The sequence below is a fragment of the Clavibacter sp. GW821-FHT01D01 genome, assembly GCF_059422605.1.
Window position 1 is genome coordinate 519,845 of sequence record NZ_JBWKXC010000001.1, and the last position, 13,341, is coordinate 533,185.

The 13,341-nt window shown below is 74.0% G+C and carries 15 protein-coding genes; 9 read left to right on the forward strand and 6 right to left on the reverse strand.

Annotated features, from left to right (window positions below; all coding sequences use genetic code 11):
* Nucleotides 1–12 precede the first annotated feature (12 nt).
* The 8 genes from AC07VC_RS02665 to AC07VC_RS02700 all read left to right on the forward strand — a co-directional run bounded on the left by AC07VC_RS02665 (nucleotide 13) and on the right by AC07VC_RS02700 (nucleotide 5,931).
* Nucleotides 13–1,041, forward strand: coding sequence for a TerC family protein (locus tag AC07VC_RS02665; RefSeq protein ID WP_494674525.1), 1,029 nt, complete (start codon nucleotides 13–15; stop codon nucleotides 1,039–1,041).
* Between the two features lie 143 nt (nucleotides 1,042–1,184).
* Entirely contained in the window at nucleotides 1,185–1,955 is a 771-nt protein-coding gene (locus tag AC07VC_RS02670; RefSeq protein ID WP_317231129.1) for a response regulator transcription factor, read from the forward strand.
* A gap of 41 nt (nucleotides 1,956–1,996) precedes the next feature.
* Nucleotides 1,997–3,571: a sensor histidine kinase gene (locus tag AC07VC_RS02675; RefSeq protein ID WP_494676530.1), complete on the forward strand. Its 1,575-nt coding sequence runs from the start codon at nucleotides 1,997–1,999 to the stop codon at nucleotides 3,569–3,571.
* Between the two features lies 1 nt (nucleotide 3,572).
* Complete coding sequence (locus tag AC07VC_RS02680; RefSeq protein ID WP_494674524.1) at nucleotides 3,573–3,848, forward strand: hypothetical protein; 276 nt, start codon at nucleotides 3,573–3,575, stop codon at nucleotides 3,846–3,848.
* Between the two features lie 51 nt (nucleotides 3,849–3,899).
* Nucleotides 3,900–4,442: an amino-acid N-acetyltransferase gene (locus AC07VC_RS02685; RefSeq protein WP_494674523.1), complete on the forward strand. Its 543-nt coding sequence runs from the start codon at nucleotides 3,900–3,902 to the stop codon at nucleotides 4,440–4,442.
* 143 nt (nucleotides 4,443–4,585) lie between these two features.
* Complete coding sequence (locus AC07VC_RS02690) at nucleotides 4,586–5,254, forward strand: hypothetical protein (protein ID WP_494674522.1); 669 nt, start codon at nucleotides 4,586–4,588, stop codon at nucleotides 5,252–5,254.
* Between the two features lie 125 nt (nucleotides 5,255–5,379).
* Nucleotides 5,380–5,538, forward strand: a complete 159-nt coding sequence (locus tag AC07VC_RS02695; protein WP_094116692.1) for a zinc transporter permease — start codon at nucleotides 5,380–5,382, stop codon at nucleotides 5,536–5,538.
* Nucleotides 5,539–5,616: 78 nt separating this feature from the next.
* A complete protein-coding gene (locus AC07VC_RS02700; protein ID WP_494674521.1) occupies nucleotides 5,617–5,931 on the forward strand; it encodes an ArsR/SmtB family transcription factor in 315 nt (104 codons plus the stop codon).
* Between the two features lie 90 nt (nucleotides 5,932–6,021).
* Here AC07VC_RS02700 and radA read toward each other — a convergent pair whose 3' ends face one another.
* Genes radA through AC07VC_RS02720 form a run of 4 tightly spaced genes read right to left on the reverse strand, consistent with a single transcriptional unit; the run spans nucleotide 6,022 to nucleotide 9,022 of the window.
* Nucleotides 6,022–7,383, reverse strand: a complete 1,362-nt coding sequence (radA, locus tag AC07VC_RS02705; RefSeq protein WP_094116690.1) for a DNA repair protein RadA — start codon at nucleotides 7,381–7,383, stop codon at nucleotides 6,022–6,024.
* Nucleotides 7,384–7,425: 42 nt separating this feature from the next.
* Nucleotides 7,426–7,602 (reverse strand): hypothetical protein, encoded by a 177-nt coding sequence (locus tag AC07VC_RS02710; protein WP_494674520.1) that lies wholly within the window; start codon nucleotides 7,600–7,602, stop codon nucleotides 7,426–7,428.
* 40 nt (nucleotides 7,603–7,642) lie between these two features.
* Nucleotides 7,643–8,419 carry an SGNH/GDSL hydrolase family protein gene (locus AC07VC_RS02715; RefSeq protein ID WP_494674519.1) on the reverse strand — a complete coding sequence of 259 codons (777 nt, stop codon included), beginning with the start codon at nucleotides 8,417–8,419 and terminating at the stop codon, nucleotides 7,643–7,645.
* Between the two features lie 54 nt (nucleotides 8,420–8,473).
* Complete coding sequence (locus AC07VC_RS02720) at nucleotides 8,474–9,022, reverse strand: TetR/AcrR family transcriptional regulator (RefSeq protein WP_317230051.1); 549 nt, start codon at nucleotides 9,020–9,022, stop codon at nucleotides 8,474–8,476.
* An 81-nt stretch (nucleotides 9,023–9,103) separates the two neighbouring features.
* Between AC07VC_RS02720 and AC07VC_RS02725 the strand changes: the two genes are divergently transcribed.
* Nucleotides 9,104–10,033, forward strand: a complete 930-nt coding sequence (locus AC07VC_RS02725) for a ketopantoate reductase family protein (RefSeq protein ID WP_494674518.1) — start codon at nucleotides 9,104–9,106, stop codon at nucleotides 10,031–10,033.
* Nucleotides 10,034–10,095: 62 nt separating this feature from the next.
* On the opposite strand, the gene AC07VC_RS02730 is transcribed toward AC07VC_RS02725, so the two are convergent.
* Both AC07VC_RS02730 and AC07VC_RS02735 read right to left on the reverse strand, forming a co-directional pair.
* Nucleotides 10,096–10,800 (reverse strand): response regulator, encoded by a 705-nt coding sequence (locus AC07VC_RS02730; protein WP_317230053.1) that lies wholly within the window; start codon nucleotides 10,798–10,800, stop codon nucleotides 10,096–10,098.
* Entirely contained in the window at nucleotides 10,797–13,340 is a 2,544-nt protein-coding gene (locus tag AC07VC_RS02735) for a DUF4118 domain-containing protein (protein WP_494674517.1), read from the reverse strand. Before AC07VC_RS02735 ends, AC07VC_RS02730 begins: the two co-directional genes overlap by 4 nt.
* Nucleotide 13,341: the final 1 nt, after the last annotated feature.

A 13,341-nucleotide genomic window follows, 5' to 3' on the forward strand; every position in this document is an offset into this window, starting at 1 on the left:
CCGGAGACCCCCGTGAACATCACCACGACCACCTGGCTCATCACGATCGCGGTCACCATCGCGTTCTTCGTCTACGAGTTCTTCACCCACGTGCGCAAGCCGCACGAGCCCACCATCGGCGAGTCCGCCCGCTGGTCGGCGTTCTACATCGGCCTCGCGCTGATCTTCGGCGTCGGCATCGGCTTCACGAGCGGGTGGGGCTACGGCGGCGAGTACTTCGCCGGGTACCTCACCGAGAAGGCCCTGTCGATCGACAACCTGTTCGTGTTCCTGCTGATCATGACCGGGTTCGCCGTGCCGCGGAAGTACCAGCAGAAGGTGCTGATGATCGGCATCGTCATCGCGCTCATCATGCGCGCTGGCTTCATCGCGCTGGGTGCCGCGCTCATCGAGAACTTCTCCTGGGTGTTCTACATCTTCGGCGCGCTCCTGTTCGTGCTCGCGTACCAGCAGCTGAAGGGCGACCACGGCGGCAACGCGGCGGACAACATGTTCGTGCGCGTCGCCCGCCGCATCCTCCCGGTGCACGACGAGTTCGTCGGCGACCGCTTCACCACGAAGATCGACGGCAAGCGCTTCGTCACCCCGCTGCTGCTGTGCGTCATCGCGATCGGCTTCGTCGACCTGGTGTTCGCGCTCGACTCGATCCCCGCCATCTACGGCCTCACGAACGAGGCGTACATCGTGTTCACCGCGAACGCCTTCGCGCTGATGGGCCTCCGCCAGCTGTACTTCCTCATCGGCGGCCTGCTCGAGCGCCTCGTGTACCTGTCGCAGGGCCTCGCGGTCATCCTCGCGTTCATCGGCCTCAAGCTGGTCCTGCACGCCATGCACGTCAACGAGCTGCCCTTCATCAACGGCGGCGAGCCGATGCTGTGGGCGCCCGAGATCCCGATCTGGTTCTCGCTGCTCTTCATCGGCGCGACCATCACGGTCGCCACCGTCGCCAGCCTCGCGAAGACCCGCGGCGACAAGCAGAAGGGCGACCGGAAGACGGTCGAGGGCGAGACCGTCACCCGCGCCACGGAGGACAAGCACTAGCCCTCCGGAACCTCGGCACGACCACGGGCCCGGCGCATCACGCGCCGGGCCCGTCGTCGTCCGGCGGGCCGGTCGTCCTGCAGCGGGCCCTCCTCATCGGCGTCATGGCCGCCTCATGGCCGGCTCATAGGATCCTGTGGAGGATGGTCGACGTGACCACGACACCGCCCTCCGGCTTCCAGCCCGCCGCCGCCCCGCAGCCCCGCCTCACCCGTGCCGACGGGTCGCCCATCCGGGTGCTCGTCGTCGACGACGAGGCGTCCCTCACCGACCTGCTGCAGATGGCGCTGCGCTACGAGGGCTGGCAGGTGCGCACGGCGGCCGACGGGCAGCAGGCGCTCGCCGCGGCCCGGGAGTCCAAGCCGGACGCCGTGGTGCTCGACATCATGCTCCCCGACCTCGACGGCCTCCAGGTGCTGTCGCGGCTGCGGGCCGAGGCGCAGGACATCCCCGTGCTCTTCCTCACCGCGAAGGACTCCCTCGACGACCGGCTCGCGGGGCTCACCGCGGGCGGCGACGACTACGTGACGAAGCCGTTCAGCCTCGAGGAGGTCGTCGCCCGGCTCCGCGGCCTCATCCGCCGCTCCACGCTCGTGGTGAGCGACAGCGTCGACCCGGTGATCCGGGTGGGCGACCTCACCCTCGACGAGGACAGCCACGAGGTCGCGCGCGGAGGCGACCCCGTCGAGCTCACGGCGACCGAGTTCGAGCTGCTGCGCTACCTGATGCGGAACCCGCGCCGCGTGCTCAGCAAGCTGCAGATCCTCGACCGGGTGTGGAGCTACGACTTCGGCGGGAAGTCGAGCGTGGTGGAGATCTACATCTCGTATCTGCGCCGCAAGATCGACGCCGGCCGGAACCCCATGATCCACACGGTGCGCGGCAGCGGCTACATGCTCAAGGCCGCGGAGTGAGCGAGCCGTGGCGGGCCCGGCTGGCGGGCGCGGCGGGCGGCATGACCCTGCGCCGCCGCCTGGTCCTCAGCGTGGTGGGCCTCCTGGCGCTCGCGAGCATCATCATCGGGGCGGTCAGCATCCTCGCCCTCCAGGCCTCGCTCGAGCGGCAGGTCGACGAGCAGCTGCGGGGCACCGCGTCGCGCTCGCAGGACCTCGTCGACCGGGACTCCGACGGGTACGGCAGCTTCCCCGGCGCCCCTCCCGGCGGCCTCGGCGCCTTCGGCCAGCAGGTCGGGACGATCAGCGCCACCATCGTGGGCGGCGTCGTCTCGGGCGGCTACATCGCCGACCGCGACGCTGCGGAGGGCGAGCCCGGAGGCGCCGGCACCGTCGAGCTGACCGAGCGGCAGAGCCAGCAGCTGCGCAGCGTGCCGACCGACGGCGTGCCCCGCACGGTCGACCTCGGCGGTGCGCTCGGCCGCTACCGCCTGGTGGGGGACACCTCCTCGACCGGCGCCACCCTCGTCACGGGCCTGCCGCTGAAGCCCGCGGACGACGTCGTGGAGCAGCTCATCGTCGTGATCTCCGTGGTCGCCGCCATCACGCTGGCGCTCGCCGCGTTCGTGGGCGCGCTCATCGTGCGACGCGCCCTGCGCCCGCTCGACCGGGTCGTCGCGACCGCGACGCACGTGGCCGCGCTGGAGCTCGACCGCGGCGACGTCGCCCTCGAGGCCCGCGTCCCCGCATCCGACACCGACGAGCGCACCGAGGTGGGCCGCGTCGGCGCGGCGCTCAACGGGCTCCTCGGCCACGTCTCCGCGGCGCTGTCGTCGCGCCAGGCGAGCGAGGCGAAGGTGCGGCGGTTCGTCTCGGACGCGAGCCACGAGCTGCGCACGCCGCTCGCCTCCATCCGCGGATACGCCGAGCTCACGCGCCGTGGCCCGCACCTGCTGCCCGAGGACGTGACGCACTCGCTGTCGCGCATCGAGTCGGAGTCGGTGCGGATGACCACGATCGTCGAGGACCTCCTCCTGCTCGCCCGCCTCGACGAGGGCCGGGAGCTGGAGTCGGATCCGGTGGACGTCACGCGGATCCTCCTCGACACGGTCGGCGACGCGAGCGCGGCAGGCCCCGACCACGACTGGGGCCTCGACCTCCCGGAGGAGCCGGTCACCGTGCCCGGCGACGACGCCCGGCTCCGGCAGGTGGTCGTCAACCTGCTCGCGAACGCCCGCACCCACACGCCGCCGGGCACGCGCGTCGTCGCGTCGCTCGCGGTCGAGGGCGGCGGTCCGGACGCCCACGCCGTCATCCGCGTCACCGACGACGGCCCCGGCATCCCCCCGGCCCTGCAGGAGAGCCTGTTCGAGCGCTTCGTGCGCGGCGACGGATCGCGGGCGCGCGCCACCGGCGGCACAGGCCTCGGCCTCGCCATCGCGCAGGCCATCGTGGCCGCGCACCACGGCGCGCTGTGGGTCGAGTCGGAGCCCGGCCGCACCGTCTTCGGCGTGCGGCTGCCGCTCGAGCGCCGGACGACGCCGCCGCGCGACGCATCGGTCCCCGGCGCCGCCGGCTGGGCGCCGCCCTCCGGTGCGCCCGTGACGGGCCGTCCGGGCCCGACCGCGGCGGGCTGACGTGGATCCCGTCCGCCGCCTCCTGTTCTGGCTGCGCGTGCCGTTCGTCGCGGATGCGGCCCTCGTGGTGATCGGGATCGCGCTGCTCGTCGGCGGCGACGGGGTCGGCTGGTGGGTGCTCGTGTTCGCGGGGCTGCGGGCCGTGGTCGGCGTGGTGGCGATCGCGTGGATCGCGCCGCGGATGATCGCGCGGCTCGGCAGCGGCAGCGGCAGCGGCGACGGCAGCGGCAGCGGCGCCGAGCCGCCCGCCCCGGACGCGGGAACCGCCCGTCGATAGGCTGGACCCCGGATCCGCGCGCCCGAGCCGCGGTCCGAGAGGGTCGTCATCGTGAGCGCAGAGCCAGTCGTCGTCGAGTCCGCGGAGCCCACGGGCGGCATCCGCGTGCGACGCGCGCGCACGGGGGACGTGCCCCGGATCCAGCAGCTCGTCGAGCCGCTCGTGATGGAGGGCATCCTCCTCGGCAAGGACCTCGTCGTCCTCTACGAGAACGTGCAGGAGTTCCGGGTCGCGGTCGACGTGTCCGGCGAGGTCGTCGGCTGCGGCGCGCTGCACGTCATGTGGGAGGACCTCGGCGAGATCCGCACCCTGGCCGCGGCGCCGGAGACGCGCGGCACCGGCGTCGGGCACGCGCTGCTCGAGCGCCTGGAGGACGACGCCCGCGAGCTCGGCCTCAGCCGCCTGTTCTGCCTGACCTTCGAGGTGGGGTTCTTCACCCGGCACGGCTACCACGAGGTGGCGGAGTCGATCATCGCGCAGGAGATCTACTACGAGATGCTCCGCTCCCACGACGAGGGCATCGCCGAGTTCCTCGACCTCTCGCGCGTGAAGCCGAACACCCTCGGCAACACGCGGATGCTCAAGGCGCTCTGACCCGTCCCGCGGATGGCCGCGGACGTCCACGCACGGCCGCGGATGGCCGCGGAACGCCCGGAGCCCGGACCCGGGGCCCGGAGGGACGTGAGCGGCGGGCGCGCCGACCGGGCCGCGCGGGCGCTCGACCGTACCCTGGCGTCATGTCCTCGACCTCGCCCGGAGGCCGCCCGTCCGCGGCCGTGTACCGCCGCCGCCGTCTCGTCGCGCTGCTCGTCGTGGTGGCCGTGATCGCGGTCGTCGTGATCATCGTCTCGAACCTCGGCCGCGGTGCAGCCGACACCGCGGCCCCGGGAGCGACCCCGAGCGCGGGGGCGGACGCCGACGGCGACTCGGGCGACCCCGCCGCGGAGGCCCCGCCCACGCCGACCCCGAGCGCGAGCGCCGGCACGGAGACCAACGCCGACGGCTCCTGCGCCGTCGGCCAGCTGACGGTCACGCCCGTCACCGACGCGGCGTCCTACCAGGCGGGCGTGCTGCCGAAGCTGTCGTTCACGGTGACCAACACGGGCATGGAGCCCTGCACCGCGAACCTCGGCACCACCACGCAGGTGTTCACGATCTCCAGCGGATCCGACGTCTACTGGAGGTCGACGGACTGCCAGACGGGCGCGGAGGACGCCGAGGTCGAGCTCGCGGCGCGCACGCCGCAGACGTCGTCGCCGTTCGAGTGGTCGCGCCAGCGCTCGTCCACCACCACCTGCCAGGAGGAGGAGCGCCCGGCCGTGCCGGCGGGCGGCGCGACCTACACGCTCTCGGTCGAGGTCGCGGGCGTGGAGAGCGCGGAGCCGAAGTCCTTCCTGCTGTACTGACGCGCGGCCGCTGTGCTGACGCGCGGCCGCAGTGCGCACCTGACCACGGTTCTCGATTGGATGCACGCATTGCAATCCATGCATGCGTCTGTCAACCTGGTGCTCCCCCTACGGAAGGACGCACCATGACCGACACCACCGAGACGCACGCCGAGCACACCGTCGCCGAGCACCAGCACGGCGCCGACTGCGGCCACGAGACGGTCACGCACGACGACCACGTCGACTTCGTCCACGACGGCCACAAGCACGCCGAGCACGGCGACCACTACGACGAGCACTGATCCGACGCGCCGCAGCGCGCGACGATCGACGAGGACCCGGCCGCGAGGCGGGGTCCTCGTCGTCATAGGATCGACCAGATGACCTACCCACCCGCCGGCTTCGAGCAGGCAGCAGACCTCTTCAAGGTGCTGTCGTCGTCGTCGCGGCTCGGCCTCCTGGGGCTCCTCGCAGCGCGGCAGATGACCGTGTCGGAGCTCGTCGAGGAGTCGGGGCTGTCGCAGCCGCTCGTCTCGCAGCACCTGCGCGTGCTGCGGGCGTCGGGCCTGGTGACGGTGGAGCGCGCGGGGCGGCTCGCCCGCTACGAGGTGACCGACACGCACGTGACGCACGTGGTCGACGACGCCGTGGCGCACGTGCGCGAGCACGCCGCCGGATCCGCCGTGCAGGTCTGACCGCCGGCGCCACGCCGACCGGCAGGCCGGCCGGTCACGCCGCGCGCAGGGACGCCGCGCGCAGGGACCTCGCGCCCAGCGGCGCGGGGCTCAGAACGCCTCGTCGAGCTCCTTCTCCCGCTCGCTCCTCGCGAGGGAGAACGCGCGGCCGAGGGCGGAGAACAGCGGCCCCCACTCGGCGTCGACGATCTGCGTGAAGCCGAGCCGGCGGGCCTCCGCCGCGCGCTGCGGGGCGGACGTGACGCCGCGGATCTCGCCCGCCAGGCTGATCTCGCCGAACGCGGCGAGGTCGTGCGGCATGGCCTTGCCGTTGACGGCGGAGACGAGCGCCACGGCGATGGCGAGGTCGGCCGCGGGCTCGGTGAGCCGCACGCCGCCCACGGTGGAGACGTACACGTCGCGGTCCGAGAGCCGCACGTTGGCGCGCTTCTCCAGCACCGCGAGCAGCATGGCGACGCGCGACGCGTCCACCCCGTTGACGACCCGGCGTGGCTGCGGCGCCTTCGTGTCGACCACGAGGGCCTGGACCTCCACGGGGAGGGCGCGGCGGCCCTCCATCGCGACGGTGACGCAGGTGCCCGAGACGGAGTGGATGCCGCGCGAGAGGAACATGCCGCTCGGATCCGGCACCTCGACGATGCCGTCGCCGGCCATCTCGAAGCAGCCGACCTCGTCGGTGGGCCCGAAGCGGTTCTTGAGGGCGCGGATGAAGCGCAGCGACGTCTGCCGGTCGCCCTCGAACTGGCACACCACGTCGACCAGGTGCTCGAGGAGCCGGGGGCCCGCGATGGAGCCGTCCTTCGTGACGTGGCCGACGAGGAGCAGCGGCAGGTCGCGCTCCTTGCAGACGCGGATGAGCGTGACGGCGACCTCGCGCACCTGGCCGGGGTGGCCGGGCAGGCCGTCCGAGGTGCTGCTGGAGACGGTCTGCACCGAGTCGACGATGAGGAGGTCGGGGGACACCTGCTCGATGTGGCCGAGGATGGTGCCGAGGTCGGTCTCGGCGGCGATGAGGAGCGACTCCTGCAGCCCGCCCGTGCGCTCGGCGCGCATGCGCACCTGCGCGACCGACTCCTCGGCCGTGACGTAGAGGACCTTCGCGCCCTTCGCGGCGGCGCGGGCCGCGACCTCGAGCAGCAGCGTGGACTTGCCGACGCCGGGCTCGCCGCTCATGAGGATGGCCGCGCCCGGGACGATGCCGCCCCCGAGCACGCGGTCGAGCTCGCCCACGCCGCTCGGCATGTGGCTGGCGGAGGCGGTGCCGACGTGCATGATGGACCGCGCCTGGCTGGAGCCGGCGGGCGTGAGCGTGGTGACGCGGCCGGCTGCGGCGGGCGTCTGCGACACCTCCGCGACGGTGTTCCAGCTCTGGCACTCAGCGCACCGGCCGACCCACTTCGGGGTCGTCCACCCGCACTCCGAGCAGCGGTACGTGGAGTGGGTGCGGGCCATGCGGGGGACTCTACCGGCGGGCACCGACACGGCCGGACGGGGTCAGGACCGGGCGCGGCGACCCGTCGTGCGCACGTAGAGGAGCACGGAGACGGCGAACGCGACGGCGGGGATCCACGCGGGGCGGACGGCCCCCGTCACCAGCAGCGCGCCCGAGACCAGGCCGACCACCAGCCAGAGGGTGCCGGTGGGGCGGGCGTCGCGGGTGTCGTCGACCATGCCTCCACCCTACGGAGGCGGGTCCGCGGGGTGCCAGCGGTCAGCGCCCCGCGACCTCCAGCGCGCGGACGGTGGCGGGCAGGAACGGCAGGAACGCGCTCGCCCACACGCGGTACCCGCGGTCGTTGGGGTGGAAGAGGTCCCCCGCGGCCTGGGTGAGGGCGAGGACCGCGGTCTGGCGGCGCGTGGTGCGGTGCAGCGGCGCGATGCGGAGGCGGCGGTCGGTCGCGAGGCGGCGGACGATCTCGTTGGCGACCCGCACCTTCCGCTCGCTGGCCGGGAAGTGGAAGCACGGCAGGTCGGCCACGACGGTGGTGGGCGGGACGGCGTCGAGGATCCGGCCGAGGTCGCGCTCGAAGGCGACGGGCTCGAAGGCGGCGATGTCGTTGGCGCCGATGGCGAGGGTCACCACGTCCGGCTTCAGCTTCGCGAGGCGGGGGAGCTGGTAGTCGATGAGGTCGGCGACGCGGGCGCCCGAGACGCTGAGGTTCACGGTGCGGACCGTGCGGCCGCTGAGGGCCCGGATGCGGTCGGCGAGGATCCCGACGTAGCCGTTCACGGGCCGGCTCGCGCCGATGCCCTGCGCGGTCGAGTCGCCGAGCGCGACGTAGAGGAGGTCGCCGTCGACCTTCGCCTGCTCGCGCCACCAGGCGGAGTTCACGGGGAGGGTCTCGTTGAGGACCACGGCGCGCGCCCGGCGGCCGGCCTCGAAGCGGCGGGGGACGACGAGGGCGGCGGCGGTGAGGCCGCCGAGGGCCGCGGCGGTGGAGGCGAGGACGGCGGCGGGACGGGCGGAGCGGGTGGATCTCTGGGGCACTACGGGAGCATACGCGCGTGGATCCGGGTGCCGGCTGGTCGCCCCGTCGCCGGATCAGGCGACGCGGAGGCCTCGTGCGAGGAGCGAGGCGACCTGCCGTGCCTCGGAAGTGCGGCGGGGCCCGTCGGCTGCGGCTCCGATCCCGTGCAGCGCCATCATCACGGCCCCCGCGCCCGCGTCGTCGCGGATGGTGCCGTCGGAGACCCCTCGCGCCATCAGGTCGGTGAGGGTGCGTTCGAGCTCGCTCCCCCCCTCGGCGCGGTCCGCGGCGTCGACGATGCCGGCCAGCGTCCGCGCGAGCGCGGCGTGCTCGAGGACGTAGTCGACGAACGCGCGCAGGAACTCGTCCAGGGCCTCCGCGGGCGGGAGCGACGAGGCGCGGCCCCGCTCGCAGAGCGCGGCCACCTCGCCGCGGTAGACCGCCGCAGCCAGCGCCTCCCGCGTGGGGAAGTGGCGGTACAGGGTCCCGACGCCCACTCCCGCGCGTGCGGCGAAGTCGTCGAACCTCAGCGGCTCGTCGCGCTCGAACACCGCGCGCGCGGCGGCGATGATCGCCTCGCGGTTGCGGCGTGCGTCGGCACGCAGCGGCTTGTCCTCGGCCATGCACCCTCCCGTTGACATACGGAGACAATCTCCACATACTCAAGGGGTGGAGATCGTCTCCACTTTAGCGGGAGGAGTGCCATGAGGATCCTCATGTTCGGACGCGGGGTCATCGCGACCATCTACGGCCAGGCGCTCCAGGGGGCCGGGCACCGGGTCGAGTTCCTCGTGCGCCCGGGCCGCGCCGCCGAGTACGGGGACGAGGTGCGGACGGACGTCGTGGACGCGAGGCGCTCGCCGCTGGGCCGCCGTGTCCGTGCGTCCCTCGCGACGCGACTGCGGGAGACCCTCGGGTCCGCGGACGAGTTCGACCTCGTCGTCCTCAGCGTCGGGCACCACCGTCTCGGGGAGGCCGCCGCGTACCTCGCGCCGCGCATCGGCGATGCCACCGTGCTGGTCCTCGGCAACGTGTGGGCCGAGCCCCTCGCGGCGATCGCACCGCTTCCCGCCGACCAGGTGGTGTTCGGGTTCCCGCAGGCCGGCGGGGGCTTCGGTCCGGACGGGGTCCTCCACGGTGCTCTCTTCCGATCGATCACCCTCGAAGCCTCCGGGCATGCCGGGAGGCGCGGGCAGCTGGTGCGCGCGGCGTTCCGGCAGGCGGGGCTCGGCACCCGGGAGGAGGAGGACATGCGGGGATGGCTGCTGCTGCACTTCGCCATGGACGCCGGCATGTTCTCCCAGGCGCTGGCCATGGGAGGTCTCGCGCGCATGGTCGGGGACCCGCGAGCGCTCCGGGAGGCCTTCCTGGCCAGCCGGGAGCTGATCCCCGTCCTGGGAGCACGCGGCGTGGACCTCCGCAGGCACGCCGGTACCGCGCTCCCGTGGCGGCTGCCCGGGCTGACCGCCGGGGTGCTGGCGGCCGCGACCGTCCTCGTGCCGATCGCGCGGGTGAGCCTCGCCGCGCACACCGATCCGGACGCCGCCGAGCACCGCGCTGTCCTCGACGATGCGCTGGGCACGGCCCGGCAGCTCGACATCCCGACGCCGCGACTCTCCCGGGCCGCCCGCTGACCCGTCCCTCGACGGGGAACACGCAGGTGATCGTGCTGCCTCGCGCAGGCGGACGGGATCGGCTACGCGTCCCCCGGCGCCCGCCCCGCCCCCGCGGGCACGAAGCGGTACCCCATGCCCGGGTCCGTGAGCAGGTGCCGCGGGTGCGACGGATCCGGCTCGAGCTTCTTGCGGAGCTGCGCGACGTAGAGGCGGAGGTACCCGCTGTCGTTCACGTGGGTCGGACCCCAGATCTCGGTGAGGAGGGTCTGCCGGGACACCAGCCGGTCGGGGGCCCGCACGAGCAGCTCGAGCACCTGCCACTCCGTGGGCGTGAGGCGCACCCGCTGGTCGCCGCGCGTGACGACGCGGGCGGCGAGGTCGACGGTCACGTCCGCGAACGCGACGACGGCCGAGCGGTCCTCGTCGGGCGCGGCGCGGCGGCCGAGCGCGCGGATGCGGGCGAGCAGCTCGTCGATGGAGAACGGCTTGGTGACGTAGTCGTCGGCGCCCGCGTCGAGCGCCTCGACCTTGTCGGCGGCGCCCGAGCGGCCGGAGACCACGAGGATCGGCGCGGTCGACCAGAGCCGCAGCGCCTGGATCACCTCGACGCCGTCGAGCCGCGGCATGCCGAGGTCGATCATGTAGAGGTCCGGCTTCTCGGCGACCGCGACGCGGATGGCGGCGGCGCCGTCGTCGGCCGTGAGGATCTCGTAGCCGAGGCTCGTGAGGGTGATGCGCAGCGCCCGGAGGATCTGCTGGTCGTCGTCGGCGATGAGGATCCTCACGCGGGCACCTCCGACCCGGGCGTCGCGGCGGCGGCGCCGACCTGGGGCGCGTCGGGCGCGGATCCCGCCCGGCACTCCGGCAGCGCGACCACCATCGTGAGCCCGCCGCCCGGGGTGTCCTCGGCGGTGAGCGTGCCGCCCATGCCCTCGGTGAAGCCCTTGGAGAGCGCGAGGCCGAGCCCCAGGCCGGACGCGTTGTCGGTGTCGCCGAGCCGCTGGAACGGCACGAACATGTCGTCGCGCCGCTCGGGGGCGACGCCGGGGCCGTGGTCGACGACGCGGATCTCGACCGCCTCCGCGAACGCGCTCGTGCCGAGGCGGACGGGCACCCCGTCGGGCGCGTGCCGGACGGCGTTGCTCAGCAGGTTCACGACGACGCGCTGCAGGAGGCCCGGATCCGCGACGGCGCCGGGCAGGTCGGGCGCGAGGTCGAGCACCACGTCCGCGGGCCCGAGGTCGAGCTCGTCGAGGGCCGCGAGCACGACGTCGTCGAGGTCGACGTCCATCAGCCGCACGCCGAGCACGCCGGCCTGCACGCGGCTCACGTCGAGGAGGTCGGTCACGAGGTCGGCGAGCGTGCCGAGGCTCTCCTCCGCGGTGGCGAGCAGCTCCTCGCGGTCGCCGTCGGCCCAGTGCACGCCGGGCGAGCGGAGCGCGGTGACGGCGGCGGTCGCGGCGCTCAGCGGGCGGCGCAGGTCGTGGCTGACCGCCGAGAGGAGGGCCGTGCGGACGCGGTCCGTCTGCGCGAGCGGGCCCACCTCGCGGGCGGTGTCGGAGAGGTCGCGGTGCTCGAGCGCGGCGTCGAGCTGCGTGGCGATGACCCGGAGGAGCCGCCGGCCGGACGCCTCGAGGTCGCCGCCGAAGAGGGTGAGCACGCCGCGGGATCCCACGGGGACGTCGGTCGACGCGGCCCCCGTCACGACGCCGTCCCACGCGATGGCCTCGCCGCGGTCCACGAGCCGCACGCCCTGCAGGCCGAACGCCTCGCGCGTGCGACTGACGAGCGCGTGCACGGCGCCGTCGCCGCGGAGCACGGACCCGGACACGGTCGCCAGCAGCTCCGCCTCGGCGGCCGCGCGGCGGGCGAGGCGCGTGCGGCGGGCGGCCTGGTCGACGATCCAGCTGACCAGCAGCGCGATGACCACGTAGAGCACGAGCGCGAGCAGGTGCAGCGGCTCGTCGACGGTGATCGTGTACAGCGGGTCGATGAAGTAGAAGTCGAGCGTGACGCCCGAGAGGACCGCCGCGAACAGGGCCGGCCAGATGCCGCCGACGAGCGCCACGAGCACCACGAGCAGCTGGTACGAGAGCACGTCGCTCGTGATGGAGTCGTCCGAGCGGGTCGCCGAGAGCAGCCAGGTGAGCAGCGGGCCGCCGACGAGCGCGAGGAGCGCCCCGAGGACCCGGCGCCGCATGCTGAGCGCGCCGCCGCGGATGCGCGGCAGCCGGAAGCGCCCGCCCGCGGCCGCGTGCGTGACGATGTGCACGTCGATGTCGCCGGACTCCCGGATCACGGTGGCGCCGATGCCGGGACCGGTCGCGGCGGCGGCGAGGCGGCTGCGGCGGCTCACGCCGAGCACGAGCTGCGTCGCGTTCGACGCCCGGGCGAACTCCACGAGCGCCCGCGGGATGTCGTCGCCGACGACCTGGTGGTAGCTGCCGCCGAGCGAGTCGACGAGCGCGCGCTGGCGGGCGAGGGCCTCGGGGTTGCCGGAGCGGAGGCCGTCCTGGCTCGAGACGTGGACCGCCATCAGCTCCCCGCCGGCGGAGCGGGCCGCGATCCGGGCGCCACGGCGGAGCAGGGTCTCGCCCTCCGCCCCGCCGGTGAGGGCGACGACCACGCGCTCGCGGGCCTCCCAGCGGGCGTCGATGCCCTTCTCGTCGCGGTACGCGGAGAGCGCGGTGTCGACCTCGTCGGCGAGCCAGAGCAGCGCGAGCTCGCGGAGGGCCGTGAGGTTGCCGAGCCGGAAGTAGTGGGAGAGGGCCGCGTCGATCCGCTCGGCCGGGTACACGCGCCCGCCGGCGAGCCGGTCGCGCAGGGCCTCGGGCGCGAGGTCGACGACCTCGATCTGGTGCGCCTCGCGGAGCACCCGGTCGGGGATCGTCTCGCGCTGCGGCACGCCCGTGATCTTCTCCACCACGTCGTTGAGCGAGGCGATGTGCTGGATGTTGACGGTGGAGATCACGTCGATGCCGGCGTCGCGGAGCAGGTCGACGTCCTGCCAGCGCTTCTCGCTGCGGCCGCCGGGCGCGTTCGTGTGGGCGAGCTCGTCGACCAGCGCGATGGCGGGACGGCGGGCGATGACGGCGTCCACGTCGAGGTCGGTGATCTCCACGCCGCGGTGCGACACCTCGCGCCGGGGCAGGATCTCCAGGCCCTCGAGCATCGCGGCCGTGGCGACGCGGCCGTGGGTCTCCACGACCGCGACCACCACGTCGGCGCCCTCGTCGCGGAGCCGCCGGCCCTCCTCGAGCATCGCGTAGGTCTTGCCCACGCCGGGCGCCGCGCCCAGCAGCACCCGCAGTCGCCCGCGCTTCATG

Coding starts and splice junctions, on each gene's coding strand:
- AC07VC_RS02700 (WP_494674521.1), top strand. CDS start 5,617: ATGACCTACCCACCCGCCGGCTTCGAGCAGGCAGCAGACCTCTTCAAG.
- AC07VC_RS02675 (WP_494676530.1), top strand. CDS start 1,997: ATGACCCTGCGCCGCCGCCTGGTCCTCAGCGTGGTGGGCCTCCTGGCG.
- AC07VC_RS02720 (WP_317230051.1), bottom strand. CDS start 9,022: ATGGCCGAGGACAAGCCGCTGCGTGCCGACGCACGCCGCAACCGCGAG.
- AC07VC_RS02690 (WP_494674522.1), top strand. CDS start 4,586: ATGTCCTCGACCTCGCCCGGAGGCCGCCCGTCCGCGGCCGTGTACCGC.
- AC07VC_RS02710 (WP_494674520.1), bottom strand. CDS start 7,602: ATGGTCGACGACACCCGCGACGCCCGCCCCACCGGCACCCTCTGGCTG.
- AC07VC_RS02670 (WP_317231129.1), top strand. CDS start 1,185: ATGGTCGACGTGACCACGACACCGCCCTCCGGCTTCCAGCCCGCCGCC.
- AC07VC_RS02725 (WP_494674518.1), top strand. CDS start 9,104: ATGAGGATCCTCATGTTCGGACGCGGGGTCATCGCGACCATCTACGGC.
- AC07VC_RS02695 (WP_094116692.1), top strand. CDS start 5,380: ATGACCGACACCACCGAGACGCACGCCGAGCACACCGTCGCCGAGCAC.
- radA (WP_094116690.1), bottom strand. CDS start 7,383: ATGGCCCGCACCCACTCCACGTACCGCTGCTCGGAGTGCGGGTGGACG.
- AC07VC_RS02735 (WP_494674517.1), bottom strand. CDS start 13,340: ATGAAGCGCGGGCGACTGCGGGTGCTGCTGGGCGCGGCGCCCGGCGTG.